This window comes from Nonomuraea glycinis (assembly GCF_014646515.1).
Lineage (GTDB): Bacteria > Actinomycetota > Actinomycetes > Streptosporangiales > Streptosporangiaceae > Nonomuraea > Nonomuraea glycinis.
In genome coordinates, this window is the sequence record NZ_BMNK01000012.1 from 224,757 (window position 1) to 250,448 (window position 25,692).

Sequence of the window (25,692 nt, forward strand, 5' to 3'; positions counted from 1 at the left end):
GGGCCTCGGATGGGTGATAAAGGTGGATTTAATTAGATTTGTTACTGGCCGCTCTTCGGGTCGATCGGCAATCGCGCTGGCCGGTGCGGCCACCTTGGTTCTCGGCCTCGCCGCTCCTCAGCCGGCCCTGTCGGAGTCCGACAGGGAGCACGCTTCTCCACTGAAGGCGCCGGTCGAGCGGCCGAAAGTGGACAAGCTGGGGCCGCTGCCCAAGGTCACGACGAAGGGCACCGTACGGCTCGACCGCTCGACCCGCGCCGCCACCTCCGAGCGCGCGCTGGCCGCCGCCGCCGGCGACCGGGTCGCGCTGCGGGCCCTGATCGTCGCCGTCGACGACACCGACTGGGGGGTCGCGACCTGGAAAGCGGCCCTCGACCGCGTCGGCGCGCCGTACGACGTCCTCTACAGCAAGACGCAGCCGCTCACCGCCGCCGACCTGCTCCAGGCCGACGGTACGGGCAAGTACAACGCCATCCTGCTGACCAACAACTCGCTGCTCCATTTAGACGGCTCCGACTACGTCAGCGGTTTCGACGCCGACGAATGGAACGTTCTATGGGCGTACGAGCGGGACTACAACGTTCGTCAGGTCTCGCTCTACACCGCGTACGGGACCTGGCCGGAGGACTACTGCCTGCGCGCCGGGAGCGAGGGCGGCGTGGGCGCCTCCCCGATCAGCACCGCGCTGACCTCGGCGGGCGGGGCCGTGTTCGACTATCTCAAGACCGGCGTCAACGTCCCCATCTCGCTCTCCTACCTCTACCGGAGCACGATCGCGGCGAACTGCCAGGCCGACCCGATCATCACCAGCGGCGGTGACGTCCTGGGCGTGCGCAGCACGTCCACCGACGGCCGCGAGCGCATGGCGCTGACCTTCACCTCCAACCAGTACCTGCCGCAGACCGATTTGCTCGCCTACGGGCTGTTCAGGTGGGCGAGCAGGGGACTGCACCTCGGCGAGCGGCGGCACTACCTCAACGTCGACGTGGACGACTGGTTCAACCACACCGACCACCTGTACGCCAACGGGACACTGGAGACGAACCCCGGCTACCGGATGTCCTGGGCCGACGCGGTGAGCACCTACCAGCAGCAGAACAGCTTCCGCACCGCCAACCCGCTGGCCTCCGGCTTCAAGCTCAACGTCGCCTACAACGGCGAGGGGGCGAACCCGGCCACACTCCCTCAGTGCCTGCTGCCGCTGCCACTGCCGCTGCCGGGCTTCGACGGCCTCACCGGCTACTCGCGCTGCCGGGCCTCGTCCTTCTCCTGGATCAACCACACGTTCTCGCATCCGAAGATGAACGTGCTCGACTACGCAACCAGCCGCGCCGAGATCCAGAACAACCTCACCAGGGCCACGGCGCTGGGCCTGCCGGTGGACCCGACGGTGCTCAAGACCGGGGAGTACTCGGGCCTGGGCGTTTATCACGACGATCCGAACAACGACATCGACCCGCCCACGGACCACGGCCTGGCCGCCTCGAACCCGCACCTGCTGCAGGCCGCCGAGGACCTCGGCGTGAAGTATCTGCACGGCAACATGTCGTTCGCCAGCCACCGCCCGTCGTGCTTCAACTGCGGCATCCAGCACCCGCTCAAGCCCTCGCTCATGATCGTGCCCGACTGGCCGACGAACATCGCCTACCACACGACCACGCCGGCCGAGGAGACGCTCTTCTACAACTCCTACTACGGCCCGTCGGGGTCGTTCCCCTACTGGCCGGTCAACCAGACCTACACGCAGATCCTGGGGCACGAGAGCGACGTCGCCATGGCCCACGTCATGTCGGGGTCGATCTACACCCACACCTTCCACCAGGGCAACCTGCGCAACCACGGCAGCAACAAGAGCCTGGTCTTCGACTGGCTGAACGCCGTGCTGGCCAAGTACAACGGCTACTACGGCGTACCGCTGCTCACCCCGACCTGGGGCGCGCTCGCCCAGCACGTCGAGCGCCGCACCCGGCACTTCGCCGGGCTCGGGGACGTCAACGCCGTCTACGACCGGGCGGCGGGCACGATCACCTTCACCGCGACGGCGAACGCCGCCGTCTTCGCCACCAACGCCGCGCTCCCCGGGGCGACGGCGTACGGCACCGACACCGGCGCGCACGTGGCGCTGACGGCGGGAGTGCCCGTCACGGTGCCGGCGAGCGTGCGGCCGTGAAGGTGACCCTGGTGTCCGAAGGCACCTACCCGTTCGCCATGGGCGGGGTGAGTGTGTGGATGGACCAGCTCATCAGGGGCATGCCCGACTACCGGTGGGACGTCGTGGCGATGACGGTGGACGGCGGGGAGCGCCCCGTCTGGGACCTGCCCGCCAACCTCGAACAGGTCATCTCCATCCCCCTGTGGAAGGGCGGGTACCGGCGCAGCGGCCGGCCCCCGGGAGCGGCCTTCGGCGAGGCGTACGGGCGTTTCCTCCAGATCGTGCTCACCCCCGCCGTCATGGGCGCGGGCAGCGAGGAGTTCCTGTCGGCGCTGGAGTCGCTGTACGGCTTCGCCCGCGACGGCGGCGACCTGGCCGGCGCGCTCACCGCCAACGAGTCGCTCAGCCAGCTCATGGACGCCTGGTACTGGAACAGGACCGACGGGCTCACCCTGGCCGACGCGATCACGGCGGGCGATCTGATGGGGCACATGCTGCGCCCCCTGGCCGGGCCGCCGCTGCGCACCGACCTGACCCACGTCGCGATGAACGGGCTGAGCATGCTGGTCGCGATGGCCGCCAAGTGGCGCTACGGCACGCCGATCGTGCTGTCGGAGCACGGCGTCTACCTGCGGGAGAGATACCTGCAGTACGTCAACGAGCCGGTCTCGCACGCGGTCCGGGTGCTGCTGCTCAGCTTCTTCAGGCGGCTGGCCGGAGCCTCCTACGTCGCCGCCGACCGCATCGCCCCGCACTCGACGTACAACCGGCGCTGGCAGTTGCACAACGGCGCCGACCCGGACCGCATCCGCGTCATGTACAACGGCGTGGACCCGGAGGACTTCCCCCTGGCCGAGTCGGACCCGGAGACGCCGACGCTGGTGTTCATGGGCCGGGTGGACCCGCTGAAGGACCTGCACACCCTGATCCGCGCGTTCGCGATCGTCCACGACAAGATCCCCGAAGCCAGGCTGCGCCTGTTCGGCGGCGTGCCCGCCGGCAACGAGACCTACTACGAGAGCTGCCTGGCCCTCATCGCCGAGCTGGAGCTGGGGGACAGCGCGGTGTTCGAGGGCCGGGTCTCGACGCCGGTCGACGCCTACCACGCGGGCAGCGTCGTCGCCCTCACCAGCATCTCCGAAGGCTTCCCGTACACCGTGGTCGAGGCCATGGCGTGCGGCAGGCCGGTGGTGTGCACGAACGTGGGCGGCGTCGCGGAGGCGGTCGCCGACGCCGGGTTCATCGTGCCGCCGCGCGACCACGTGGCCGTCGCCGACGCCGCCGTGCGGCTGCTGCGGGACCCCGGCCTGCGCGGACGGCTCGGCGAGATCGCCCGCGCCCGCGTTCTGGAACGTTTCACGCTGCGGCAGTCGCTCGACGACTACCGGGGCGTCTACGAGGAGCTCGCTTCGTGACGACCCTCGCTCCGAACGAGGGCGCCGCTTCCGACGGCGTCCTCGACGAGCTCATCGACCCCATGGCCGCCAGGCTGTCGCGCGCCGTGGAGCCGCTGCAGGTGGCCGCCATCCTGGAGAGCGAAGGGCTCAACGACCGGATCGCCCGCGACCGGTACGGCCACCCCGACGTCTTCTCGCTGGCCGAGGCCGCCTACTCCCGCATGACGGTCAGAAGGCGGGACCTTCCGCCGCCGCCCCCGCCCGGCCTCGTGCCGCAGCGCGCCCGCCCGCTCGCCCAGATCCTGCACGGGCTCCTGTACGGCCTGCCCGCCGTGCTTCTCCCCGCCGCCTCCGGGCTCGTGGGCACCCGGTGGCTGATGCCGGGCCTGGTGCTCACCACCGGGATCGGCTGGGTCCTCGGCAGCGCCGCCGCGCAACTGGCCTACACGCTGGTGGGACGCGGCCACCTTCGCTCGGCCGGCCGGGTGCTGCGTACCGGCCTCGTGCTCGGGGTCGGCGCCGCGATGCTGACGGCCACCGTGATCTCCATGGTCAGGGGCGGCCCGGTCTCGCTCGTCGCGCTCTGCGTGATGCAGATGGCCTTCCAGATCGCCTCCGGCATCCTGCTGTTCTACCGGTGCGAGGGCCGGCTCGCGGCGATGATGCTGCCCGCGGTGGCGGCGGGCCTGGCCTACGTCGCCGTCGGCGACAGCCGGGCCGGCCTGCTGACCGTCATCCTGGGGGCGATCTGCATCGCCGCCATCGTGACCGCCGCCGTCCTGCTGACGCTGGCCGAAGGCCAGGACGACCCGGCGTCCGAGCCGCCGCTGCGCACGCTGGTCCGCGCCCACCTGCGCGGCCTGCTGCCCGCCTTCCTCTACAGCACGCTGTGCGCGCTCTTCCTGCTCCAGGCGGAGGCGAGGTACGTCCTCGACCGGAGCGACCTGGCCATCGCCGGCGCCGGGCTGGTGCTCGGCATGGGGGTGCTGGAGTACCGGGCGCACCTGTTCGAGGACCGGGCCAGGGCGACGCTGCGCGAGGTCTTCTACCCGGCGCAGTTCATCTCGTCCGGCCGCCGGCTGGTCGCCGGCGGCCTGCTGGCCTGCGTGGCCGCGCTGGCCGCCCTGTCGGCCGCGCCGCTCGCCTTCCTGTACGCCACCCAGGCGCTGTCGGCGGAGAGCGCCGTCATGGCCGCCGCCCACGTGACCGTCGGCGGCGCCTACTTCCTGACCTTCCTGCTGGCCAACCAGGGCAAGGTCGCGCACCTGTGCGTGGCGCAGGGTCTGGCCCTGGCCGTCCACCTGGGCGCCCGGCTGCTGCTGCCCGGTGCGGAGTCCGCGCTGGCCGACGTCCTGCTCTTCCTCTGCGCGGGACTGCTCTTCCTCATCATCCTGCTCGTCCTGATGGTCACCGGCCTTCGGGACGTCCGCAGGTATCGCTGATCACGCACCATGGGAGGGATTCACCATGCATGTCGTCATACTCGCGGGTGGCAAGGGGGTCCGCCTGCGACCGTACACCTCCGCGCTGCCCAAGCCGCTGGTTCCCATCGGCGAGGAGTACGCGATCCTGGACATCATCCTGCAGCAGCTCACCCACCAGGGGTTCACCCACGCCACCCTGGCCGTGGGGCATCTGAGCCCGCTGATCAGGGCGTTCGTGGGCGACGGCTCGCGGTGGGGACTGGCGGTGGACTACACCGAGGAGGTCGCCCCGCTGTCCACGATCGGGCCGCTGTTCCCCATCAGGGACCGCCTGCCGGAGCACTTCCTGGTGATGAACGGGGACGTGCTCACCACGCTCGACTACGCGGACCTGCTGGCCCGCCACGTCTCCTCCGACGCGCCGCTGACCGTGGCCACCTCGCCCCGCGTGGTGAAGATCGACTTCGGGGTGCTGGAGGCCAGCGGCGGGCAGATCGTCGGCTTCAGGGAGAAGCCCCTGCTCAGCTACCTGGTCAGCATGGGGGTCTACGCCTTGTCGCGGGACACGATCGCGAGCTATCCAGAGGGGATGTCGTTCGGGTTCGACGAGCTGGTCCTCGACCTGCTCGCCCAGGACCGGCCGCCGGGCGTCTACGAATTCGAGGGTTACTGGCTCGACATCGGCCGCCCCGACGACTACGACGAGGCCAACGCCCGCTTCGACGAGATCAGGCCCCAGCTGCTGCCGTCGCGGGAGCCGGTGCGATGAGCACCGTGGTGCTGTTCGGGGCCACGGGCTTCCTCGGCCGCCAGGTCCGGGCCCTGCTGGCGGACGATCCCCGGGTGTCCAGGCTGCTCTGCCCCGGCAGGACGGAGCTGGACCTGCTGGCGGCCACGCCCGACGACGCGGCGCGGCTGCTCCGCGCGGCCCGCCCCACCGTGGTGCTCAACTGCGTGGGCCGGCTGTCGGGCGGCTACGACGAGCTGCTGCGCGGCAACGCGACCGCCACGGCGGTCCTCGTCGAGGCGATCGTGGCGGCCGTGCCCCAGGCCAGGTTCGTCCGGCTGGGCTCGGCCGCCGAGTACGGCCCCACCGAGCACGGCCACTCGGTGCACGAACAGGATCCGGTACGGCCCGCCGGCGCGTACGGCATCAGCCACCTGGCCGGCACCCTCCTGGTCGAGCGGGCCGCGCTGGACGGCAGGCTGGACGGGGCGTCCCTGCGGATCTTCAACCCGGTCGGTCCGGGGACCAGCGGCGAGAGCGTGCTGGGCAGGGCGGGCGGCGCGCTGAAACGGGCGGTGGCGGCCCGCGCCGCGCACATCGAGCTGGGGCCGCTCGGCGCCTACCGCGACTTCGTGGACGTGCGGGACGTGGCCGGCGCGGTGGTGCGGGCGGCGTTCGTCCCCGAGCTGACCGAGCGGATCTTCAACGTGGGCAGCGGCCGGGCCGTCACGGTGCGGCAGGCGGTCGCGATGCTGGCCGCGCGGGCCGGGTTCGGCGGCGAGGTGCGGGAGAGCGCGCCCGCCTCGGCCCGCTCCGCCGGCGTCACCTGGAGCCGGGCGGACACCGGCCGCGCCGCCCGGGTGCTGGGCTGGCAGCCGGAGTACGGCCTCGCCGACTCCATCAAGGCGATGGCATGAGCGACGGCCCCCGCCCGCGGTCGAGCCCGGCGCGTGGCTTCCTGGCGCGGTCGGGGCCCGCCGGGCGCGCGGTGCGCGGGTCTCTGGCGCGGTCGGGCCCCGCCGGGCTCGCGGCGCTCGCCGCGCTGCCGTTGCTCGGGGGGTGTACGACCGGGGCCGAGACCGGGCCGACGCCGTCGCTGCGGGAGGTCAGCTCCTTCACGTACGTGTTGCAGGGCTATCCGGGGGGCCGTCTGGACGCCGTCGCGAGGGCGCCGCACCAGCTCGCGATCGTGGACCTGTCGCGGGACGGCACCACCGGGGGCTACTTCACCGCTGAGGAGATCGGGCGGGTCAGGAGCAGCGGCAAGCTGGTGCTGGCCTACTTCGAGATCGGGTCGATCGAGGAGTTCAGGACCGAGTTCGGGCCCCTGCGGGAGCGGGACGCCGACCTGCTGCTCAACACCTGGCCGGACTGGCCCGACGAGCACTTCGTGAAGTACTGGGCGCCGCGCTGGTGGAGCCAGGTCGTCAAGCCGAGGCTCGACCAGGCGCTGCGGGCCGGCTTCGACGGGGTCTACCTCGACACGCCGCTCGCCTACGAGGAGATCGACCTGGCGCGGCTGCCGGGGGAGACCCGCGACGGCCTGGCCCGCCAGATGGTCGCCCTGATCAGCAAAATCAGCGAGTACGCGAAAAACATTCGCCCCGATTTTTACGTCGTTCCACAGAATTCCCCCGAGCTTAGGCATTTTTCGGGATATGTCGAAGCAATTGATGGCATCGGGATGGAGGAGCTGTTCTTCAGGGCCACCGACCGGCCCTGCCGGGAAAACTGGTGCCAGGAGAACCTGACCCATGCCCTGGCACTCCGGAAACTCGGCAAGGCCATACTCGCCACCGATTACGCCACCTCGCCGGAGAACACCCGAACCGCCTGCGCCCACTACCGCAAGGCCGGTATGGCGGGCAATGTCACCACGGTCGACCTCGACCGCATCAGCCCGCCCTGTCAGTAGAAAAGATGGGAAAGGAGCGAGAAATGCAGAAAACAGTAGCCGTTGTCGGTATGGGCTACGTGGGCCTGACGCTGACCGCCGCCCTGGCTCGCAAGAACCACATCGTGCACGGCGTCGACGTCAGCCCGCAGGTGGTCGAGGCGCTGTCCAGCGGCCGGATCCACGTCTTCGAGCCAGGAGTGGCCGAGACCTTCGACGACCTTCTCGGCACCAAGATCTTCATCTCCGACCAGCTTCCCGCCGAGCCGCTGGACGCCGTGATCCTGGCCGTGTCCACCCCCGTCGACCTGGCCACGGGCACGCCCGACCTGAGCAACTTGGCCGCCGCGGCCGGGGAGGTGGCCGCGCGCTGCCACCCCGGCACCCTGGTCGTCGTGCGCAGCACGGTGCCGATCGGCACGTCCCGCGAGATCGTGCTGCCGGCGCTCGCCGCCCGCTGGGAGCATCCGCGCCTGGTCATGGCGCCCGAGCGCACCATCCAGGGCCAGGCGCTGCGCGAGCTCGTCGAGCTGCCCCAGGTGATCGGCGCCCTCGACGCCGGCAGCCTGGACGCGGGCGTCGAGCTGTTCCAGGGGCTCGCCCGGCAGCTCGTGCCCGTCTCCAGCCTGGAGGCGGCCGAGATGGTCAAGCTCGCCAACAACTGCCACACCGACGCGATCTACGCCTTCGGCAACGAGCTGGCGCTCATCGCCGAGCAGCACGGGCTGGACCCGCTGGAGGTCATCAGGGCGACCAACGTCGACTACCCCCGGCCCGACCTGGCCCGGCCCGGTTACGTGGGGGGCGGCTGCCTGTCGAAGGACCCGTACCTCATGCTGGCCAGCACGCTGCCGGGACGTGAGCCGTACCTCGTGGGCCGGGCCAGGGCGCTGAACGAGCACCTGCCCGCGTACGTGGCGGGGCGGCTGGTGGAGCTGATCCGGCAGGAGTTCGGCCGTACCGAGGGGGTCAGGCTGTCGGTGCTCGGCTGGGCGTACAAGGGCTGGCCCGCCACCGACGACATGCGCGGCACCCCCATCGCGGACATGTTGCCGATCTTCATGGCGGCGGGGCTGGTGGTGCGCGGGCATGACCCGCTGGTCGCCGACGAGGTGATCCTGAAGTACGGCGGCGAGCCCGTCAGCCTGGACAAGGCCTTCGCCTGCGCCGACGCGATGATCATCATCAACGACCATCCGGACTACCGCGAGATCGAGCCGGCGGCCCGGCTGGCCGGCTCCGACGTGCGCGTGCTGTTCGACTCGTGGCGCATCCTCGACGAGGCCGCGGTGACCGCGAGCGGAGCCCGCTACGCCGGCATCGGCTACACCCCGCAGGGGGTCGCGTCATGAGGGCGCTGCTGCTGGGCGGGGCCGGGTTCATCGGGCTGCACCTGGCCCGCCGGCTGCGCGCCGACGGGCACGAGGTCACCATCTGCGATGACTTCTCCCGCGGTCGCCGGGACCCGGCGCTGGCCGCGCTCGCCGGCGAGGTCGAGGTGCGCTCGGCGGACCTCACGGACCCGGCCTCCTACCAGGCGCTGAAGCCCGGCTGGGACCAGATCTACATGCTGGCCGCGGTGGTGGGCGTGCGCAACGTCGAGTCCGGCCCGGCCCGGGTCATCAGGGTCAACACGCTGGCGCTGATGCACCTGCTCGACTGGATCGGCCCGGACGACCGGCTGTTCTTCGCCTCCACCAGCGAGGCGTACGCGGGCGGGGTGAGCGCCGGGGTGGTGCCCGTGCCGACGCCCGAGGACGTGCCGCTGATGATCGAGGACGTCGGTTCGCCCCGGTTCACGTACGCGATCAGCAAGATGCTCGGCGAGGCCGCGGTGCTGCACACCGCGCGGGCCAAGGGGTTCACGGCCGTGGTCGGCCGCTTCCACAACATCTACGGCCCGCGCATGGGCGCCGACCACGTCATCCCCGAGCTGTCGCTCCGGGCGGCCCGCGGCGAGGACCCCTTCACGCTGTACGGCGCCGAGCAGAGCAGGGCGTTCTGCCATGTCGACGACGCCACCGAGGCGATGGTCCGGCTGATGGCGACGCCGGACGCCGCCGGCCGGATCGTGCACATCGGCAACGACGCGGAGGAGACCAACATCGGCGACCTGGCCAAGCTCGTCCTGCGGATCGCGGGCGTGAGCCCCGTCATCCGCGAGCTGCCCGCGCCGGCGGGGTCGGTGGCACGCCGCTGCCCGGACCTCACCCTGCTGCGCGAGCTCACCGGCTACGAGCCGCGAGTCCCGCTGGAGGAGGGCGTCCGGCGGACCTTCGAGTGGTACCGGGAGTCGGCGGGATGACGCGGCCCGCAGCCTCGGCAGGAGGTGGGGTGGCACGGAGGGGCGGGGTGGCGCGGACCCCCGCCTCGGGAAGGGACGGGGTGACGCAGCCCATCGCGTTCTACTACGGGGCGGGGGAGCTGGATCGGCTCACCCGGTTCGACAAGGTCGTCCTGCAAGCTGACTTCTACTCCCGGCAGGAGCTCGGCCTGCTGCGCGAGCGCGGGGTGCAGACGCTCGGCTACCTGTCGCTGACCGAGGACGTGGGTCCTCGGGCGCCCTGGCAGCGCGCCGAGCGCAATCCCGACTGGGGCGGCGCGTTCGTGCACGTGGGCGATCCGCGCTGGGTGGCCCACGTCGTGGACCAGGCCACCCGGGCCATGGCCACCGGGTTTCGCGGCCTGTTCCTCGACACGCTCAACATCGAGCACAACTATCCCGAGGACCTGCCCCACCTGCTCATCCTCATCGCCGCGATCCAGGAGGAGGCCAGGCCCGCGTACCTGCTGGCCAACCGGGGCTTCGGCCTGCTGCCGGAGATCGCCGGCCTGGTGGACGGCATCCTGTTCGAGTCCTTCTCGGCCCGCTGGGTGGACGCCGGGCGGTACGAGCCCTGGCCCGACGACGTCCTGGAGGCGCACGCCGAGGTCGCCGAGCGCCTGCTCGGCCTCGACGTCGACCTGTACGCCCTCGACTACGCCGACAGCGACGAGCTGCGTGACTTCGCGCAGCGGCGGGCGCGGGAGTTCGGGATGCTCTGCTTCGTCAGCGATCGGGTGCTGTCGACGATCTGAAGCGCCGTCCGATCGGAGGTGCCACCGATCAGAGGTGCCGTGGAGCTGAGGCGCCGTCGCCCGAGGGCGGCGGCGCCCACAGGCGTCAGCCGATGCGCCAGGTGTCGCCACCCATGAGCAGGTCGCCCAGGTCGCCGCGCCCCTGCTGGGCCACGGCCTCCTCAAGCTGCTCGGCCATCAGCACGTCGTAGACCGGGCGGTCCACCTGACGGAAGATGCCGATCGGCACGTGCTGGAAGGCCGGCTCGTCCAGCCGCGACAGCGCGAAGGCCACCGACGGGTCCGGCCGGTGGGCGTCGTGCACGAGGATGCGGTCCTCGCTCACCTCCGCCCTCGGGACGACCTCGATGTCGCCATCGGCCGTCCTGACGACCGCCTTGGACGCCGACACGATCGGCTGCCCGTGCTCCAGCCGGAGCATGATGTCGTCGCGGACCTCGGGGTCCTTCATCGGCTCGAAGGCGTTGTCGTTGAAGATGTTGCAGTTCTGGTAGATCTCCACCAGCGAGGTGCCGCGGTGCGCGGTGGCCTCGCGCAGCACCGACTGCAGGTGCTTGCGGTCGGAGTCCAGCGTCCTGGCCACGAACGACGCCTCGGCGCCCAGGGCCAGCGAGATCGGGTTGAACGGCTTGTCCAGCGAGCCCATCGGGGTCGACTTGGTGATCTTGCCGACCTCGGAGGTCGGAGAGTACTGGCCCTTGGTCAGCCCGTAGATCCTGTTGTTGAACAGCAGGATGTTGAGGTTGACGTTGCGGCGCAGCGCGTGGATCAGGTGGTTGCCGCCGATGGACAGCGCGTCACCGTCACCCGTGATCACCCACACGCTCAGGTCGGGCCGGGAGGCGGCCAGACCGGTCGCGATCGCCGGCGCGCGGCCGTGGATGGAGTGGAAGCCGTAGGTGTCGAGGTAGTACGGGAACCGCGAGGAGCAGCCGATGCCCGAGACGAACACGATGTTCTCGCGCCGCAGCCCGAGCTCGGGCAGGAAGCTCTGCACCGCGGCCAGGATCGCGTAGTCGCCGCAGCCGGGGCACCAGCGGACCTCCTGGTCGGACTTGAAGTCCTTCAGGGTCTGCTTGACGTCCGTCTTGGGGATGAGGCTCAGGCCCTTCCCGTTGATGTGCTCACTCACTGTCGATCACGTCCTGAATGACTCCGGCCAGCTCCTCGGCCTTGAACGGGAGCCCGCGCACGCGGTTGTAGCTGATGATGTCGACGAGGAAGCGGCCGCGCAGCAGCAGGGCGAGCTGGCCGAGGTTGATCTCGGGCAGCAGCACCTTGTCGTAGCGCTTGAGCACCTCGCCGGTGTTGGCGGGCAGCGGGTTGAGGTGGCGCAGGTGTGCCTGGGCGACCCTGCCGCCGTCCTTCCTGATCCGCCGCACGGCGGCGGCGATCGGCCCGTACGTGGAGCCCCAGCCGAGGACGAGCACCTTCGTGTCGTCGTCGAGGTCGTCGACCTCGAGGTCGGGCACGTCGATGCCGGCGATCTTGGCCGCGCGGGTGCGGACCATCAGGTCGTGGTTGTCCGGGTCGTAGGAGATGTTGCCGGTGCCGTCGGCCTTCTCGATGCCGCCGATGCGGTGTTCGAGGCCGGCGGTGCCGGGGATGGCCCACGGGCGGGCGAGCGTCTCGGTGTCCCGCTTGTACGGCAGGAACGCGCCGTCGTCGCCGTTCGGTGCCGTCGTGTATTCCTGCGAAATATCCGGCAAATCTGCGACTTCTGGCAGGCGCCACGGCTCCGATCCGTTGGCCAGGTAACCGTCCGACAGCAGCATGACCGGGGTGCGGTATTTCACCGCGATCCGGACCGCCTCGATGGCCGCGTCGAAACAGTCGCTCGGCGACATCGCCGCCACGACCGGCACCGGCGACTCGCCGTTGCGGCCGTACAGGGCCATGAGCAGGTCGGTCTGCTCGGTCTTGGTCGGCATGCCGGTGCTCGGCCCGGCCCGCTGCACGTCCACGACGATCAGCGGCAGCTCGGTGGTGACGGCCAGGCCGACGGTCTCGGCCTTCAGCGCCACGCCGGGGCCCGAGGTGGTGGTGACGCCGAGCGCCCCGCCGAACGCCGCGCCCAGCGCCGCGCCGACGCCCGCGATCTCGTCCTCCGCCTGGAAGGTGCGGATGCCGAACTGCTTGTGCCTGGACAGCTCGTGCAGGATGTCGCTGGCCGGGGTGATCGGGTAGGAGCCCAGGAACAGCGGCAGCTTGGACTGCACGGAGGCGGCGATCAGCCCGTAGGCCAGCGCCTGGTTGCCGGAGATGTTGCGGTAGACGCCCGGGGGCAGCTTGGCGGGCTTGACCTCGTAGGAGACGGAGAAGGACTCGGTGGTTTCGCCGAAGTTCCAGCCGGACTGGAAGGCCGCGATGTTGGCCTTGGCGATCTCCGGCTTCTTGGCGAACTTTTGCTCGAGGAACTTGATCGTGTGCTCGGTCGGCCGGTGGTAGAGCCAGGAGAGCAGGCCGAGGGCGAACATGTTCTTGGAGCGCTCGGCGTCCTTCTTGGACAGGTCGAAGCCTTCGAGCGCCTTGACCGTGAGCGAGGTCAGCGGCACCGCGTGCAGCCGCCACTCGGCCAGCGAGCCGTCCTCCAGCGGGTTGGCGGCGTAGCCGACCTTCTGCAGGTTGCGCTTGGTGAACTCGTCGGTGTTGGCGATGATGTCGGCGCCGCGCGGCAGGTCCCCGATGTTGGCCTTGAGCGCCGCCGGGTTCATCGCGACGAGCACGTTGGGCGCGTCGCCGGGGGTGAGGATGTCGTGGTCGGCGAAGTGGAGCTGGAAGCTCGAAACGCCCGGCAGGGTCCCTGCGGGAGCACGGATCTCGGCGGGGAAGTTGGGCAGCGTCGACAGGTCGTTGCCGAACTCGGCGGTGCCGGCCGTGAACCGGTCGCCGGTGAGCTGCATGCCGTCGCCGGAGTCTCCGGCGAAGCGGATGATCACACGATCGAGCTGCTGAACCTGCTTGGTCACGCCTCGGTCCTCCTCGACGCGCCGGGGCGCGGTGCTTCTGGCGCGTTCTCTGTTTCCATGCTAGATCCTCGAAAGGTCACGCGTTTGCAAGCTGGTCAAAGCGGGTAAACGCGGCGGGAGAAGTCAGGGTGAAGTGGGAGAACGACGACACAGCCCTGACGCCAGCCTGCAGAGGTCCACATGCAGGCGTGCGAAGAGGACGGTTCGGGTCACGATCGCCAACTATACGTCCCCCTGCCCCATGACCTACGTCAGGGGCTCCTTGCGTACGGGCTTGATCCCTGACGTGTACAGCCGTCCGGCCCGCATCTTCGTGCCGTACAACTCTGGAACGGTGACGAAGGTGTAACCCTTCCCGCGCAGCCTTTCCACCATGTCCGGAATCGCGTCAACGGTCGCGCGATGCACGTCGTGCATGAGCACGATCGCCCCTGGGTGCGCCTGCTCCACCGCCCGGCCGGCGATCGCCGCGGCCTCGGGGTCGTGCTGGTCGTGGGTGTCGACGTCCCAGCCCACCAGAGACAGCCCCCGCTCGCGGGCGACGTTCCTGACGTCCAGGCTCACCGCCCCGTACGGCGGGCGGACCAGGGTGGGCGTCTGGCCGATCGCGGCGGACACCACGTCCTCGGTGCTCTGCAGCGAGTGGGCGATCTGGCTGGACGGCAGCGTGGACAGGTCGCGGTGCGCCCAGCTGTGGTTGCCGACCAGGTGCCCTTCCGCGCTCATCCGCCGCAGCAGCTCGGGCCGGGCCGCCGCACTGCTGCCCAACGGGAAGAACGTCGCCCGCGCGCCGTGCCGGCGCAGCGTGTCGAGCAATGCGGCGGTGTACGGCCCGGGGCCGTCGTCGAAGGTCAGCGCGACGCACTTGACCTGGCCGCAGTTCACGGTGCCGGCGCCGGCGCCGGTGCTGGAGGCGGGGGGACCAGGGCGCGGCACGGCGGGCGGCCGCTTGACCGAGACCCGCTGCGCGGTTAGGCGTACGGACTCCTGCGCGCGCCGGCCGGTCGCCGACAGCAGCGGCTCGGCCTGGACCGCCGGCACGGCCACGGCCAGCCGGCCGAGCGAGCACGGCCCGAGCTGGCAGTCGTCGAACTCCACGACCAGGTCGCCCGTGCCGTTGAAGGCCATCGAGTCGAACCGGTCCGGTTCGGGCTTGACCTGCTCCCTGTCGATCTCCGGGCCGCGCGCCTTGAGCGACGTCTTGACCAGGCGGGCGACCTCCCGCAGGGCGTCCTGGCCGGACAGCAGCCCGGTGGAGTCGGTGGCCCGGCCGCTGCGCCGGTCGTACCAGAACGTCTGGCTGCTGTTGCCCCAGTCGGCGCCGCGGAACTCGCCGGTGCGCAGCCGTACGCCGACCACGTCGCCTACGGCGGCGAGCTGCCAGTCCACGTTCAGCTCCGCGTCGGCCGTGTTCCGGGAGGACTCGCGGAAGTCCGCGAGCTGACGGCGGGCCTGTTCGCGCAGTCTGTCGTTGAGGTGCGGGGCGTCGGACAACTCCGGGTAGCCGATGTAGGCGTGCCTGGACGCCGACTCGCCGGTGGTGAGCACCTTGGGGGCCAGTCCGGCGACGGTGGCGGGGTCGACGAACTCGATCCGCGTCGGGTCGGCGGGGAGCACGTTGTGGCGCTCAGGGGAAGCGGCCGCGAGCCCGCACCCCGCGGAGGAGCAGACCAGCAGCACAATTCCTCCGAAGATTCGGAGTTTAGGCATAGATGACACCATATGGGGCAAAAAATGCTGTTTGCCGGGATTTGGGGGTATAGGGCGTTAGGCTTTGAGCGGGTTACCATGCGTTGTATGGACGGCTATTACGGGTCCTACCTGCTGGTCGCGGCGCTGCTCGCGATCGGCGTCGCCGTCGTGGCCGGGGCCATGATGGCCAACCGCCTGCTCAGGCCGTCCCGGCCCACCGCCGAGAAGCTGACCACCTACGAGTGCGGCGTCGACCCGGTGGGCGACGGCTGGGCCCAGTCGCAGGTCCGCTACTACGTCTTCACCTATCTTTACGTTATTTTCGCCGTAGACGCGGTCTTCCTCTTCCCGTGGGCCACCGTCTTCGACGCACCCGGCTACGGCGTGACGACGCTGGTGGAGATGTTCGTCTTCCTCGGCTTCATCGCCCTCGGCATCCTTTACGCCTGGCGCAAACGCGTGCTGAGCTGGACGTAGCCCTCGCCGGACATCCGCGTAAGAATGGCTGTATGGCAGCGACGGATCTTCCGATGCCCACCGTGGGGCCGATCTCCCGGCTGGCGCCCAAGCCGATGCGGTTCGTGCTCAACTGGGGGCGGCGATACTCCCTGTGGGTGTTCAACTTCGGGCTGGCCTGCTGCGCGATCGAGTTCATCGCCACGTCGATGAGCAGGCACGACTTCATCAGATTCGGGGTCATCCCGTTCGCCAACGGCCCCCGCCAGGCCGACCTGATGATCGTCTCCGGCACGGTCACCGACAAGATGGCCCCCGCCGTCAAGCGGCTCTACGAGCAGATGCCCGACCCCAAGTACGTCATCTCCTTCGGCGCCTGCTCCAACTCCGGCGGCCCCTACTGGGACTCCTACTGCGTCACCAACGGCGTCGACCAGATCATCCCCGTCGACGTCTACGTGCCCGGCTGCCCGCCCCGGCCCGAAGCCCTGCTGTACGGGATCATGAAGCTGCAGGAGAAGATCGCGGCCGAGAAGCTCGGCGACCGCTACGGGGAGCACGCGTGACCGGCTCCGACCGCCTGGGAGACCGGGACGCCTTCGGCCGCCTGGGGGACCGGGCCGAGATCAGCGACACCTTCGGCGACACCGTCGTGGACGTCGCCCCCGCCGACTGGATCGAGCTGCTCACCCTCGCCCGCGACGAGCTGGGCTACGCCTTCTTCGACTGGCTGACCGGCGTGGACGAGCCGCCGGACAGCTTCACCGTCGTGGCGCACGTCTACCGGCCCGAGAGCCGCGAGCGGCTGCTGCTGCGCACCCGGGTGCCGCACGACGACCCGCGCCTGCCCTCCGCCGTGGGCGTCTATCGGGGGGCCGACTGGCACGAGCGGGAGACGTACGAGATGTTCGGGGTGATCTTCGAGGGGCATCCCAACCTGGTGCCGTTGCTGCTGCCCGACGGGTTCGAAGGGCACCCGCTGCGCAAGGACTTCATCCTGGCCGCCCGGGTGGCCAAGCCGTGGCCCGGCGCCAAGGAGCCCGGCGAGTCCGGGCACGGCGCGCCGAGCCGCCGCAAGACGTTGCCGCCCGGCGTGCCGGCGGACTGGGGGGCCTCCGATGCTTGACGTGGTGCTGCGATTCGCCGTCATCCTGGCCATCTTCCTGGTGCTGCCGCTGATCGTCGGGCAGACCGAGCACAAGGTCATGGCGCACATGCAGTCGCGCCTCGGCCCGATGTACGCCGGCGGCTTCCACGGCTGGGCGCAGCTCATCGCCGACGGGGTGAAGTTCATGCAGAAGGAGGACGTCATCCCGGCCGCCGCCGACCGGCGCATCTTCATGATCGCGCCCGGGGTGGCGCTCGTGCCCTACCTGGTCGTGCTGATCGCCCTGCCCGTCGACGACGGCTTCGTGGGCGTCGACCTGGAGCTCGGCCTGTTCTTCGTGCTCGCGGTGATGGGCATCGGCGTGCTCGGCGCGATCATGGCCGGGTGGGCGTCGGCCAACAAATACTCCGTGCTGGGCGGCATGCGGGCCGCCGCCCAGCTCGTGTCGTACGAGCTTCCGCTGGTGCTGGCGGCCTCCTCGGTCGCGATGGCCGCAGGCACGCTGTCGCTGCCCGGCATCGTCGAGGCGTGGCAGTGGTGGTGGCTGCCCTGGCAGGCGATCGGCGGCGTGGTCTTCTTCATGGCCGGGCTGGCGGAGCTGCGCCGGCCGCCCTTCGACATGCCGATCGCCGAATCCGAGATCATCATGGGCCCGATGACGGAGTACACCGGCATGCGGTTCGCCCTGTTCATGCTCGCCGAGTACGCCGGCATCGTCGTCCTGTCCTTCCTGACCACCGTGCTCTTCCTCGGCGGCTGGCACGGACCGCTGCTGCCCGGCTGGCTGTGGACGCTGGCCAAGGTGTTCCTGCTGGCCTTCGTGGTCATCTGGGTGCGGGTGAGTTTCCCGCGCCTGCGCGAGGACCAGCTCCAGAAGCTCGCCTGGGCCGGCCTGGTGCCGCTGGCCCTCGTCCAGCTCGCACTCACCGGCGTCGTCAAGGTCCTGACCTGAAACTCCGCGCCTGTCCCGTTCGTCATAGGAGACAGGGGGTCCCCATGGGATGTGATCATGTGGACGATCAATTGATTCCGCGCGGAGGCGCCACCGCAGGCGCTCCGTGCCCGAGCACGGTCCTGTCGTGGGACGGCCACGAGCTGACCGCCGGCGACTCCGCCACCGGCGAGTCGGTGAGGGTGACGCCCGCCTCCCTCTGGCTCTACGCCTACGACTCGGGCGATGCGCCGGTGACCGGGCTCGCCGCGCGCGACGCCGACGGCCTGGTCATGCTCGACCTGCCCGGCGATTGGGATCCCTCGCAGGTGCGCGACTTCGGCACGCGGGCGGGGATCCCGGTTGTACCTGGCGGCGATGAGGTCGTACCCGGCAGCGACGAGGTCGTACCCCGCGGCGACGATCCGGGGCCGAAGCCCCGCACACTGCCCGCCGGCCGCGCGCGGCCTGAGGATCGCGCGCGGCCCGAGGATCGCGCGCTGCTCGCCGGTCGCGCGCCCGGCTGGCGGCGCCTGCACGGCCTCACCCCGCCGCGCCCACCCCGCTGGCGCACGCCGCTGATCTACGGTGTCGGGCTGGCCGGGCTGGCGCTGATGGCGTACCTCATCTCGGTGGGGGCGTGGGCCGCCTGGCGAGGGCTGACGCTGGTCGGCAGGGTGCTGATCGACATCATCGAGGTCAAGTGGTTGGTGGTCGCCTTCAGCCCGCTGCTGCTCGCCATCCGCCCGCTCCGGGCCCGGCTACGCGGGTTCAGGGCCCGCAAGGGCGCGATCGCCGGACCGCCCGGCGGCCCCAACCTGTCGATCACTTCGACCGGCGAGCTGCACATCGACCAGGGCATGGAACGCCTGCCCGACATCCAGGCGACCGGTCTGCTCCTCTACCGGTACGAGGACCTGACCGGCCTGTTCGTCACGGACGGTGAGAACCAGCCGCTGCACCACCTCCCCGGCCCATGGTCACCGGACGACCTGCACCGCTTCGCCGAACGCAACCGGCTGGGGCTGGCCGTGCACCGGATCAGCCGGGAGGAGTACCTGAGCCTCGTCCGGGCGTGCCCCCGCGCGTCGCCCTGATCGCCGCCAGGTTGGGCCAGGTCAGGAACACCGCGCAGGACACCACCGCCCACGTCGCCAGCACCAGGAACGGCAGCGGATGCTGATGGCCGCCGAAGTAGACGGCCGTGTGCTGAGCGTTGACCGACGCGCCCGGCGGCAGCCAGCGCCCGATCGCCCCGAACGGCGAGGGCAGCAGCGGCCACGACACCGCGCCGCCGGACGACGGGTTGCCGATCAGCACCATCACCCCCCAGGTGGGCACCAGCGCCCAGCGCCCGATGAGCGTGTTGAACATGGTGAAGACCATCCCTGACGTGAACATGGTCAACACCAGGATCAGCCACGACTCCACGAACGGCAGGGACAGCGCGCCGAGCAGCCAGTCGACCACCGCCGCGATCGCGAACCCGCCCAGCAGGGCGTAGACGAGGGTGAAGCCGATCCGCTCCCACGGGCGCAGCCCGGCGGCGTGCACGGTGAGCTGGGACGCACCGAGAAAGCCGATGATCACCGCGGCGAGCGAGATGTAGAACAGGGCCAGTCCGCGCGGATCACCGCGCTGCAGCGGCTTGAGATCCCGTACGGTCACCGGCACTCCCATACGCGCCCCCACCTGCGGCCCGGCCTCCTTGAGCAACTCGGCCACCGAGGCGCCCGCCGCCCCGGCCACGTTGAGCCGCGCCCGCCGCCCCTCCACCTGGATGACGCCGAACACCTGCTGCTCCTCGACCGCCTCGACCGCCGCCTCGAAGGTGGGGAAGTTCCGCAACTCCAGCGCCGTCCGCAGCGCGCTCTCCATCCCCGCCACGAACGCCGCCCGCTGCACCGGCCCACTGCTGCCCACGACCGCCAAGGGGATCTGATGCGGCGTCGGATTCGCCATCGCGTAGGTGTACGAGCCCGCGAACGTCCCCGCGCCGATGGCGACGATGAACACCAGCACGGTCGCCGGCAGGAACGGCGAGCTCCGGAACGCCGACCAGAGCTCTCGCGGTTTCCTGCGGGGCGTCAGTGTGGACATCGATCACCGTGGTCCGTCGTACCGTTCCGCACATCTGCCGCATACCCGGCAGCGCCCGGCCGGGACGCGGCCGGCCGTCAAGGAAACGTCAAGCGGCCCCCCAGGCCCGCGCCCATCCGCGAAGGACACACGCTCTTTGAAGGGACGGTGCGGTCTCTGCCGTGGTTGATGCGGATCGGCAGGCATCAACCGATCGGTTGATGCCGGAATCGACCATCTCGCTCTCCGCCCGGACGATCCGTCATCCCCGCCCTCGCGCGATTCTCAAAGCATGTCAACCCACCGGGAGCCCGCCCTCCGTACCACCGGACTCCGCAAAGCCTTCGGCGACCACCTGGCGGTCGACGACATCCACCTCACTGTTCCCGCCGGATCCTTCTACGGCCTGGTCGGCCCTAACGGCGCCGGCAAGACCACCACCCTGGCCATGGCCGTCGGCCTGCTCCGCCCCGACGCCGGCCGCGCCGAGATCTTCGGCGTGGACGTCTGGCGCGACACCGTCCAGGCCAAGGGACTGATCGGCGTGCTGCCCGACGGCAACGCCATGCCGGAACGGCTCACCGGCCGCGAGGTCCTCACCTACCTCGGCCTGCTGCGCGGCCTGCCCCCCACCGTCGTCGCCGAGCGCACCGACGAACTCCTCCAGGTCCTCGAGCTCGACTCCGCCGAGCGGACCCTGGTCATCGAATACTCCACCGGCATGCGCAAGAAGATCGGCCTGGCCGTCGCCCTCCTGCACGCGCCTCGCCTGCTCGTCCTGGACGAGCCCTTCGAGGCCGTCGACCCCGTCTCCGCGGCCACGATCAAGACCATCCTGCGCAGGTTCGCGGGCAACGGCGGCTCGGTGATCATCTCCAGCCATGTCATGGCCCTCGTCGAGCAGCTCTGCGACCACGTGGGCGTCATCTCCGACGGCCGCGTCGTAGCCGCTGGGTCGCTGGCCGACGTACGCGGCGCCGGAACCCTGGAGGATGCCTTCGTCGACCTCGTCGGCGCCCGCACCGGAGGAACGGAGGGGCTGGCATGGCTCACCTCCTGACCCCCGGCCCAGCCGCATCGGCACAGCACATGATCCGCATGCGGCTGGCGCTCATGCGCAACTCCCTGCGCGGCGACAACGCCGCCAACCTTTACATCGGCGTCTCGACCGGGCTGATCCTCGCCTTCGGAACGATCGCCGTCGCCGTCCTGTGGCCCGCCTACCTGCCCCTCACCCTGGCCGCGTGGCTCTCCGGCTGGGTCTTCGGCCCCATCTTCATCGGGGGCAGCGAGGCCCTCCGCCCCGAATACTTCTCCATGCTCCCGGCCAAGCCAGGCCGGATCGCGGTGGCACTGCTCGCCGGAGCCTTCGCGGGCCCCGCACCAGCGGTGAATCTCATCGCCCTGCTGTCCCTGCCCGTGTACGGCTGGCGCTTCGGCCCGGCCGGAGTGCTCATCGGCCTGGCAGCAGCCGTCACCACGCTCATCACCATGGTGATGATCTCCCGCGTCATCGTGGCGCTCATCGGCCTGTTCGTCAGATCCCGCGCCACCGCGGCCGCCGTCGGCATCGGGGCCGGCACCGCCATCGCTCTGTGCAGCAACGGCTGGGCACCCGTCGCAGCTCTGGGCGGCACCGACACCACCGCCTGGTCCCAGGTGGTGCTCCGCGTCCTGCCCTCCGGATGGGGTGTGGCCGCCGTCGAAGCCCCCTGGCCTCTCGCCCTCGCCATCCTCGTCGCCGGCACCGGCATGATCGTCCTCCTTCTGGCCGTCTGGGCCGGCCTGCTGTCGCGGCGGGTCGTCTCGGCCGCACGCGGCGGTGTGCCGCCCCGCCGCGGCACGCCCCGGCCCTTCCCCATCACCAGCGGTGCCCGCATCGCCGCCGCCAAGGAACTGCGCGCCTGGTGGCGCGACCTCGTCCGCATCCAGCTCCTCGCCACCGCCTTCTCCTTCGCCCTCGTCTTCCCTCTCCTGCTCGTCACCATCGACGTCTGGATCATGGTCCCCTTCACGGGACTCGTCGCGATCGTGATGGCCGCCGCGTCCTCGGCCAACCTCTACGGCTCCGACGGGACCGCCCTCTGGCTCACTCTCATGACCCCCGGGGCGGAGCGCGCCGACGTCCGCGGCCGCCAACTGGCCTGGCTCCTCATCGTCGGCCCAGCCGCGGTCGTCCTCTCCCTGGCCGGCACCCTCGTCAGCGGCGAAGCGTGGGCTTGGCCGTGGGTACTCGGCCTGCTCCCCGCTCTGCTCGGCGGCGGCGCCGGGGTCATCGTCCTGCTCGCCGTGACCTCGCTCGTCCCCGGGACCGATCCCCACAAGCGCGGCGGCAATCCCCTCAGCACCGGCGCTGACGAAACCGCCGAAACCAGCCTCGCCTGGCTCGTGCTCGTCGCCGTCCCCGCCACCGCCCTGCCTGCGGCCGGCGCCATCCTCCTCCACCCCTGGGCCGGCATCGCCACCGGTGTGCTGACCGGCGCCCTAAGTGCCTGGGGACTCGGCAAGATCGCCTACCGCAGGCTCGAGAACCACGGGATCGATCTCCTCAACCTCATGAAGCACGGCCCGGCACCCCAGGCCGACAAACCCACCACCGCCGATCTCCCCATCCAGCATCGCATCGGCGTCACGATCAGCTACGCCATCGCCTGGCTTCCCCTGTTCCCTCAGGGACTCGCGCCCATGGTCATGAAGATCCTCGGCATCGAGGATCGCGTATGGTTCCTCGCCCTCCATCTCCCGCCGATCTGGCAATGGCCCACAATCATTTTCATGATCGCCCTAGGGCTGCTCATGTACGGCTACGCCATCCTGATCCCCATCCGCCTAAGCTCGTCCTCATCGGTTACCACCAGCTGAAACCCCGTCCGTACCCGAGCGGAGGGCATGCCCCGGATGAACGACCCCTTCCCACTCTCCCCTTGGGAACGACGCTTCGAGAACGTCGTCGAGATCATCCCCTACGTCACCCTCGCCGCTTCCCTCGTCATCAGCCTGGCCTCACCCGACCAGCCCGCAGGCGGGATCCCCCGCACACTCGGGTTCACCGCCCTGGCCCTCGTCTGGAATGCCGGCGCCCGCACGCTCCTCCCCGTCGCCGTGCGCCAGCGGCGGGTCGCCATCACCGTGCACTTCGTCGGTGTCCTGGCCACCGCCGCGCTGCTGGCCTTCCACGACCCGATCTTCATCATCTACTGCATCTCCGGCTTCTTCCTCGCCGCCAACTTCGCTCCCTCCAAGTGGACCTTCGCCGCCGTCGCCGCCACCTCCTTCGTCCTGTACGGATCGACGCTCGACTGGGCACAGGCCACCATCCAGCTCATCACCTTCTACCTGGCGATCATCGTCGTGCAGACCGTCGCCATCGGCGGCGGCTCCATCGCAGGCATCAAGATCGAGGACCGGCAGCGCAAATACCGGAAAGCAGTCAGCGATCTTCAGACCGCCATGGAGGAGAACGCCAACCTCCACGCCCAGCTCCTCACCCAAGCCCACCAGGCCGGCATCCTCGACGAACGCCAGCGCATGGCACGCGAAATCCACGACACCCTCGCCCAAGGCCTCACCGGCATCATCACCCAGCTACGCGCCGCCCAACGCGTCAAGGATTCCGGCACCCACCTCCAACGGGCGCTCAACCTCGCCGAGGACAGCCTCACCGAAGCCCGCCGCTCCGTCTCCGCCCTCCAGCCTCACCAGCTCGAGGACGCCCACCTCCCCGAAGCCATGACCACCCTGGCCCGCGAGTGGACCCAGACCACCGGCGTCGACCTCCACGTCGAAGTGACCGGCGACCGCGTCCCCCTCAGCCCCGCCATCGAGGTCACCCTCTTCCGCGTCGCCCAGGAAGCCCTCGCCAACGTCGCCAAACACGCGGCCGCCACCCGAGCCGGCCTCACCCTCTCCTACACCGGCGCCGTCGTCCTTCTCGACATCCGCGACAACGGCACCGGCATCCACAACCCCAACGGCAAAGGATTCGGACTCAGCAGCATGAGACAACGCGTCCGCGGCGTCGGCGGCTCCCTCGAAATCGAGAGCACGCCCGGCGAGGGCACCGCCGTCAGCGCCACCGTCCCCGCGCTCCGTGGAGACCAACGGTGATCCGCCTTCTCATCGTGGACGACCACCCCATCGTCCGCGACGGCCTGCGCTCTGCCTTCGAAGCCGAACCCGACATCGATGTCGTCGGCGAAGCCGCCAACGGCCGCGACGGCATCGAACGCGCCGCCGCACTCGAGGTCGACATCGTCCTCATGGACCTGCGCATGCCAGAAATGGACGGCGTCAGCGCCATCACCGCCCTACGCCACTCCCACCCCCGCATCAAGACCCTCGTTCTGACCACCTTCGACGGCGACTCCGACGTCCTGCCCGCCATCGAAGCCGGCGCCACTGGCTACCTCCTCAAGGACGCCCCCACCGACGAACTCCTGCGCGCCGTCCGCGCCGCGGCCGCCGGCGAGCCGGTCCTGTCCCCGTCCGTCGCCAGCCTTCTGATGGGCCAGGTACGCAGACCTGTCAAGGCTGCCCTCACCGACCGCGAACTCCAGGTCCTCGCCCTCGTGGCCGACGGTGCCTCCAACCGTCAGGCGGCCGCCAAGCTCTTCATCAGCGAGGCCAGCATCAAGACACACCTGCTGCACATCTACGACAAACTCGGCGTCCGCGACCGCGCCGCGGCCGTCGGCGAGGGTTATCGACGAGGTCTGCTCAGCTAGTCGGCCAACAGCCCACTTCCACACAGCCACCCGCCCACCCGCTTACCCGTTTACCCGCCTACCCGCCTACCCGTGGGAACGCTGCAGGTGGCCGTGCTATGGGGGGAAGCTCAAGCGCTGCTGAGGTGGGCGCGTGAACTGGGATGTGGTGCTGGGCGGTCTGCCGCAACGCTGCTGAGGTGGGCGTGTGAACCGGGAAATGGTGTTGCGTGATCTGCTGCAGCGCTGCTGAGGTGGGCGCGTGAACCGTGACGTGGTGCTGGAGATGTTCGACCGTCAACTCCGGCGGGAGGCCCGGTCCGCCGGCGCCGGAGATCGGGTCGAGCGGACGGGCGACGTGGTGCGGCACCTCTCCACCGGTGACGGCTCCACCGGTGACGGCTGGGCCACCGTCGTCTGGTCGGACCTCGACGCCGCCACGGCGGACGCGGCGATCGCCGCGCAGGTGCGCCACTTCACCGACCTCGGCCGCGAGTTCGAATGGAAGCTGTACGCCCACGACCAGCCGGCCGACCTCGCCGACCGGCTGGCGGCGGCCGGCTTCGTGCCCGAGCCCGCGGAGACCCTCATGGTCGCCCAGGTGCCGGACCTGCCGACCGGTATCGACCTCCCCGAATCCGTCCAGCTCCGCCCGGTGACCACACCCGCGGACGTGGATCTCCTGAGGGACGTGCACGACCAGGCGTTCGGCACCGATTTCAGCGGCCTGCGAGAGAGCCTGCTCACCCAGCTCGCCGCCGACCAGCTCATCGCCGTCCTCGCCATGGCCGGCGACATCCCGGTCAGCGCCGCCCGGATGGAACTCCACGCAGGCACGGACTTCGCCAGCCTCTGGAGCGGCGGCACCGTACCGGCCTGGCGCGGCAAGGGCATCTACCGAGCCCTGGTCGCCTACCGCACCCGCATCGCCGCCGAACGCGGCTACCGCTACCTCCAGGTGGACGCCTCCGACGACAGCCGCCCCATCCTCCAACGCCTCGGCTTCCTCCCCCTGACCACAACGATCCCGTACGTATACCGCCGTTCACCGATTTTCATAGATCGTCAGTGATTCGCTGGGT

24 protein-coding genes are annotated in these 25,692 nt (G+C 70.3%); 19 read left to right on the forward strand and 5 right to left on the reverse strand.

From position 1 onward, the window contains the following. The first annotated feature begins 94 nt into the window (after positions 1 to 94). From IEY87_RS30315 to IEY87_RS30355, 9 genes are read left to right on the forward strand one after another with little or no spacing between them, the layout of a single operon-like run. The gene (locus IEY87_RS30315; protein WP_189142226.1) at positions 95 to 2,170 is read left to right on the forward strand and encodes an Agd3-related carbohydrate deacetylase; all 2,076 of its coding nucleotides are present in this window, start codon (positions 95 to 97) and stop codon (positions 2,168 to 2,170) included. Continuing rightward, positions 2,167 to 3,567 carry a GT4 family glycosyltransferase PelF gene (pelF, locus tag IEY87_RS30320; protein WP_189142227.1) on the forward strand — a complete coding sequence of 467 codons (1,401 nt, stop codon included), beginning with the start codon at positions 2,167 to 2,169 and terminating at the stop codon, positions 3,565 to 3,567. The genes IEY87_RS30315 and pelF overlap by 4 nt, the downstream gene beginning before the upstream one ends. Continuing rightward, positions 3,564 to 4,991 carry a hypothetical protein gene (locus IEY87_RS30325; RefSeq protein ID WP_189142228.1) on the forward strand — a complete coding sequence of 476 codons (1,428 nt, stop codon included), beginning with the start codon at positions 3,564 to 3,566 and terminating at the stop codon, positions 4,989 to 4,991. Before pelF ends, IEY87_RS30325 begins: the two co-directional genes overlap by 4 nt. 25 nt (positions 4,992 to 5,016) lie before the next feature. Further along, positions 5,017 to 5,742, forward strand: a complete 726-nt coding sequence (locus tag IEY87_RS30330) for a sugar phosphate nucleotidyltransferase (RefSeq protein WP_189142229.1) — start codon at positions 5,017 to 5,019, stop codon at positions 5,740 to 5,742. Then, positions 5,739 to 6,617: an NAD-dependent epimerase/dehydratase family protein gene (locus IEY87_RS30335; RefSeq protein WP_189142230.1), complete on the forward strand. Its 879-nt coding sequence runs from the start codon at positions 5,739 to 5,741 to the stop codon at positions 6,615 to 6,617. Before IEY87_RS30330 ends, IEY87_RS30335 begins: the two co-directional genes overlap by 4 nt. Then, positions 6,614 to 7,615, forward strand: coding sequence for a glycoside hydrolase family 191 protein (locus IEY87_RS30340; RefSeq protein WP_189142231.1), 1,002 nt, complete (start codon positions 6,614 to 6,616; stop codon positions 7,613 to 7,615). Before IEY87_RS30335 ends, IEY87_RS30340 begins: the two co-directional genes overlap by 4 nt. A 23-nt stretch (positions 7,616 to 7,638) precedes the next feature. Continuing rightward, positions 7,639 to 8,946, forward strand: coding sequence for a nucleotide sugar dehydrogenase (locus tag IEY87_RS30345; protein WP_225277379.1), 1,308 nt, complete (start codon positions 7,639 to 7,641; stop codon positions 8,944 to 8,946). Next, entirely contained in the window at positions 8,943 to 9,899 is a 957-nt protein-coding gene (locus IEY87_RS30350; RefSeq protein WP_189142233.1) for an NAD-dependent epimerase/dehydratase family protein, read from the forward strand. The genes IEY87_RS30345 and IEY87_RS30350 overlap by 4 nt, the downstream gene beginning before the upstream one ends. Before the next feature lie 29 nt (positions 9,900 to 9,928). Further along, positions 9,929 to 10,672, forward strand: a complete 744-nt coding sequence (locus tag IEY87_RS30355; protein ID WP_225277378.1) for a putative glycoside hydrolase — start codon at positions 9,929 to 9,931, stop codon at positions 10,670 to 10,672. An 85-nt stretch (positions 10,673 to 10,757) separates the two neighbouring features. On the opposite strand, the gene IEY87_RS30360 is transcribed toward IEY87_RS30355, so the two are convergent. From IEY87_RS30360 to IEY87_RS30370, 4 genes are all read right to left on the reverse strand, one after another. Continuing rightward, positions 10,758 to 11,804 carry a 2-oxoacid:ferredoxin oxidoreductase subunit beta gene (locus IEY87_RS30360; RefSeq protein WP_189142234.1) on the reverse strand — a complete coding sequence of 349 codons (1,047 nt, stop codon included), beginning with the start codon at positions 11,802 to 11,804 and terminating at the stop codon, positions 10,758 to 10,760. Then, positions 11,797 to 13,641 carry a 2-oxoacid:acceptor oxidoreductase subunit alpha gene (locus IEY87_RS30365; RefSeq protein WP_189142235.1) on the reverse strand — a complete coding sequence of 615 codons (1,845 nt, stop codon included), beginning with the start codon at positions 13,639 to 13,641 and terminating at the stop codon, positions 11,797 to 11,799. Before IEY87_RS30365 ends, IEY87_RS30360 begins: the two co-directional genes overlap by 8 nt. 123 nt (positions 13,642 to 13,764) lie before the next feature. After that, positions 13,765 to 13,854, reverse strand: a complete 90-nt coding sequence (locus IEY87_RS47240) for a putative leader peptide (RefSeq protein WP_311132193.1) — start codon at positions 13,852 to 13,854, stop codon at positions 13,765 to 13,767. 33 nt (positions 13,855 to 13,887) lie between these two features. Continuing rightward, the gene (locus tag IEY87_RS30370) at positions 13,888 to 15,351 is read right to left on the reverse strand and encodes a polysaccharide deacetylase family protein (protein ID WP_189142236.1); all 1,464 of its coding nucleotides are present in this window, start codon (positions 15,349 to 15,351) and stop codon (positions 13,888 to 13,890) included. A gap of 87 nt (positions 15,352 to 15,438) precedes the next feature. Between IEY87_RS30370 and IEY87_RS30375 the strand changes: the two genes are divergently transcribed. Genes IEY87_RS30375 through IEY87_RS30395 form a run of 5 tightly spaced genes read left to right on the forward strand, consistent with a single transcriptional unit; the run spans position 15,439 to position 18,925 of the window. Further along, positions 15,439 to 15,810 (forward strand): NADH-quinone oxidoreductase subunit A, encoded by a 372-nt coding sequence (locus tag IEY87_RS30375; RefSeq protein ID WP_189142237.1) that lies wholly within the window; start codon positions 15,439 to 15,441, stop codon positions 15,808 to 15,810. A gap of 32 nt (positions 15,811 to 15,842) precedes the next feature. Then, the gene (locus tag IEY87_RS30380) at positions 15,843 to 16,355 is read left to right on the forward strand and encodes an NADH-quinone oxidoreductase subunit B (RefSeq protein WP_189142238.1); all 513 of its coding nucleotides are present in this window, start codon (positions 15,843 to 15,845) and stop codon (positions 16,353 to 16,355) included. Continuing rightward, positions 16,352 to 16,915, forward strand: a complete 564-nt coding sequence (locus IEY87_RS30385) for an NADH-quinone oxidoreductase subunit C (RefSeq protein WP_225277377.1) — start codon at positions 16,352 to 16,354, stop codon at positions 16,913 to 16,915. Before IEY87_RS30380 ends, IEY87_RS30385 begins: the two co-directional genes overlap by 4 nt. Beyond that, positions 16,908 to 17,849 (forward strand): NADH-quinone oxidoreductase subunit NuoH, encoded by a 942-nt coding sequence (gene nuoH / locus IEY87_RS30390; RefSeq protein ID WP_189142239.1) that lies wholly within the window; start codon positions 16,908 to 16,910, stop codon positions 17,847 to 17,849. Before IEY87_RS30385 ends, nuoH begins: the two co-directional genes overlap by 8 nt. Before the next feature lie 59 nt (positions 17,850 to 17,908). Further along, positions 17,909 to 18,925, forward strand: a complete 1,017-nt coding sequence (locus IEY87_RS30395; protein ID WP_189142240.1) for a hypothetical protein — start codon at positions 17,909 to 17,911, stop codon at positions 18,923 to 18,925. Here IEY87_RS30395 and IEY87_RS30400 read toward each other — a convergent pair. Further along, entirely contained in the window at positions 18,870 to 19,928 is a 1,059-nt protein-coding gene (locus IEY87_RS30400) for an ABC-2 transporter permease (protein ID WP_225277376.1), read from the reverse strand. The genes IEY87_RS30395 and IEY87_RS30400 overlap by 56 nt on opposite strands. Before the next feature lie 271 nt (positions 19,929 to 20,199). Between IEY87_RS30400 and IEY87_RS30405 the strand changes: the two genes are divergently transcribed. The 5 genes from IEY87_RS30405 to IEY87_RS30425 all read left to right on the forward strand — a co-directional run bounded on the left by IEY87_RS30405 (position 20,200) and on the right by IEY87_RS30425 (position 25,682). Beyond that, positions 20,200 to 20,967, forward strand: coding sequence for an ABC transporter ATP-binding protein (locus tag IEY87_RS30405; RefSeq protein ID WP_189142241.1), 768 nt, complete (start codon positions 20,200 to 20,202; stop codon positions 20,965 to 20,967). After that, positions 20,952 to 22,769 (forward strand): hypothetical protein, encoded by a 1,818-nt coding sequence (locus IEY87_RS30410; protein ID WP_189142242.1) that lies wholly within the window; start codon positions 20,952 to 20,954, stop codon positions 22,767 to 22,769. Before IEY87_RS30405 ends, IEY87_RS30410 begins: the two co-directional genes overlap by 16 nt. 36 nt (positions 22,770 to 22,805) lie before the next feature. After that, positions 22,806 to 24,014, forward strand: coding sequence for a sensor histidine kinase (locus IEY87_RS30415; protein WP_189142243.1), 1,209 nt, complete (start codon positions 22,806 to 22,808; stop codon positions 24,012 to 24,014). Beyond that, complete coding sequence (locus tag IEY87_RS30420; protein ID WP_189142244.1) at positions 24,011 to 24,631, forward strand: response regulator; 621 nt, start codon at positions 24,011 to 24,013, stop codon at positions 24,629 to 24,631. The genes IEY87_RS30415 and IEY87_RS30420 overlap by 4 nt, the downstream gene beginning before the upstream one ends. 241 nt (positions 24,632 to 24,872) lie before the next feature. Beyond that, the gene (locus tag IEY87_RS30425) at positions 24,873 to 25,682 is read left to right on the forward strand and encodes a GNAT family N-acetyltransferase (RefSeq protein WP_189142245.1); all 810 of its coding nucleotides are present in this window, start codon (positions 24,873 to 24,875) and stop codon (positions 25,680 to 25,682) included. Positions 25,683 to 25,692: the final 10 nt, after the last annotated feature.

Coding starts and splice junctions, on each gene's coding strand:
- IEY87_RS30330 (WP_189142229.1), top strand. CDS start 5,017: ATGCATGTCGTCATACTCGCGGGTGGCAAGGGGGTCCGCCTGCGACCG.
- IEY87_RS30335 (WP_189142230.1), top strand. CDS start 5,739: ATGAGCACCGTGGTGCTGTTCGGGGCCACGGGCTTCCTCGGCCGCCAG.
- IEY87_RS30340 (WP_189142231.1), top strand. CDS start 6,614: ATGAGCGACGGCCCCCGCCCGCGGTCGAGCCCGGCGCGTGGCTTCCTG.
- IEY87_RS30345 (WP_225277379.1), top strand. CDS start 7,639: ATGCAGAAAACAGTAGCCGTTGTCGGTATGGGCTACGTGGGCCTGACG.
- IEY87_RS30350 (WP_189142233.1), top strand. CDS start 8,943: ATGAGGGCGCTGCTGCTGGGCGGGGCCGGGTTCATCGGGCTGCACCTG.
- IEY87_RS30370 (WP_189142236.1), bottom strand. CDS start 15,351: ATGCCTAAACTCCGAATCTTCGGAGGAATTGTGCTGCTGGTCTGCTCC.
- IEY87_RS30375 (WP_189142237.1), top strand. CDS start 15,439: ATGGACGGCTATTACGGGTCCTACCTGCTGGTCGCGGCGCTGCTCGCG.
- IEY87_RS30380 (WP_189142238.1), top strand. CDS start 15,843: ATGGCAGCGACGGATCTTCCGATGCCCACCGTGGGGCCGATCTCCCGG.
- nuoH (WP_189142239.1), top strand. CDS start 16,908: ATGCTTGACGTGGTGCTGCGATTCGCCGTCATCCTGGCCATCTTCCTG.
- IEY87_RS30400 (WP_225277376.1), bottom strand. CDS start 19,928: ATGTCCACACTGACGCCCCGCAGGAAACCGCGAGAGCTCTGGTCGGCG.
- IEY87_RS30405 (WP_189142241.1), top strand. CDS start 20,200: ATGTCAACCCACCGGGAGCCCGCCCTCCGTACCACCGGACTCCGCAAA.
- IEY87_RS30410 (WP_189142242.1), top strand. CDS start 20,952: ATGGCTCACCTCCTGACCCCCGGCCCAGCCGCATCGGCACAGCACATG.
- IEY87_RS30415 (WP_189142243.1), top strand. CDS start 22,806: ATGAACGACCCCTTCCCACTCTCCCCTTGGGAACGACGCTTCGAGAAC.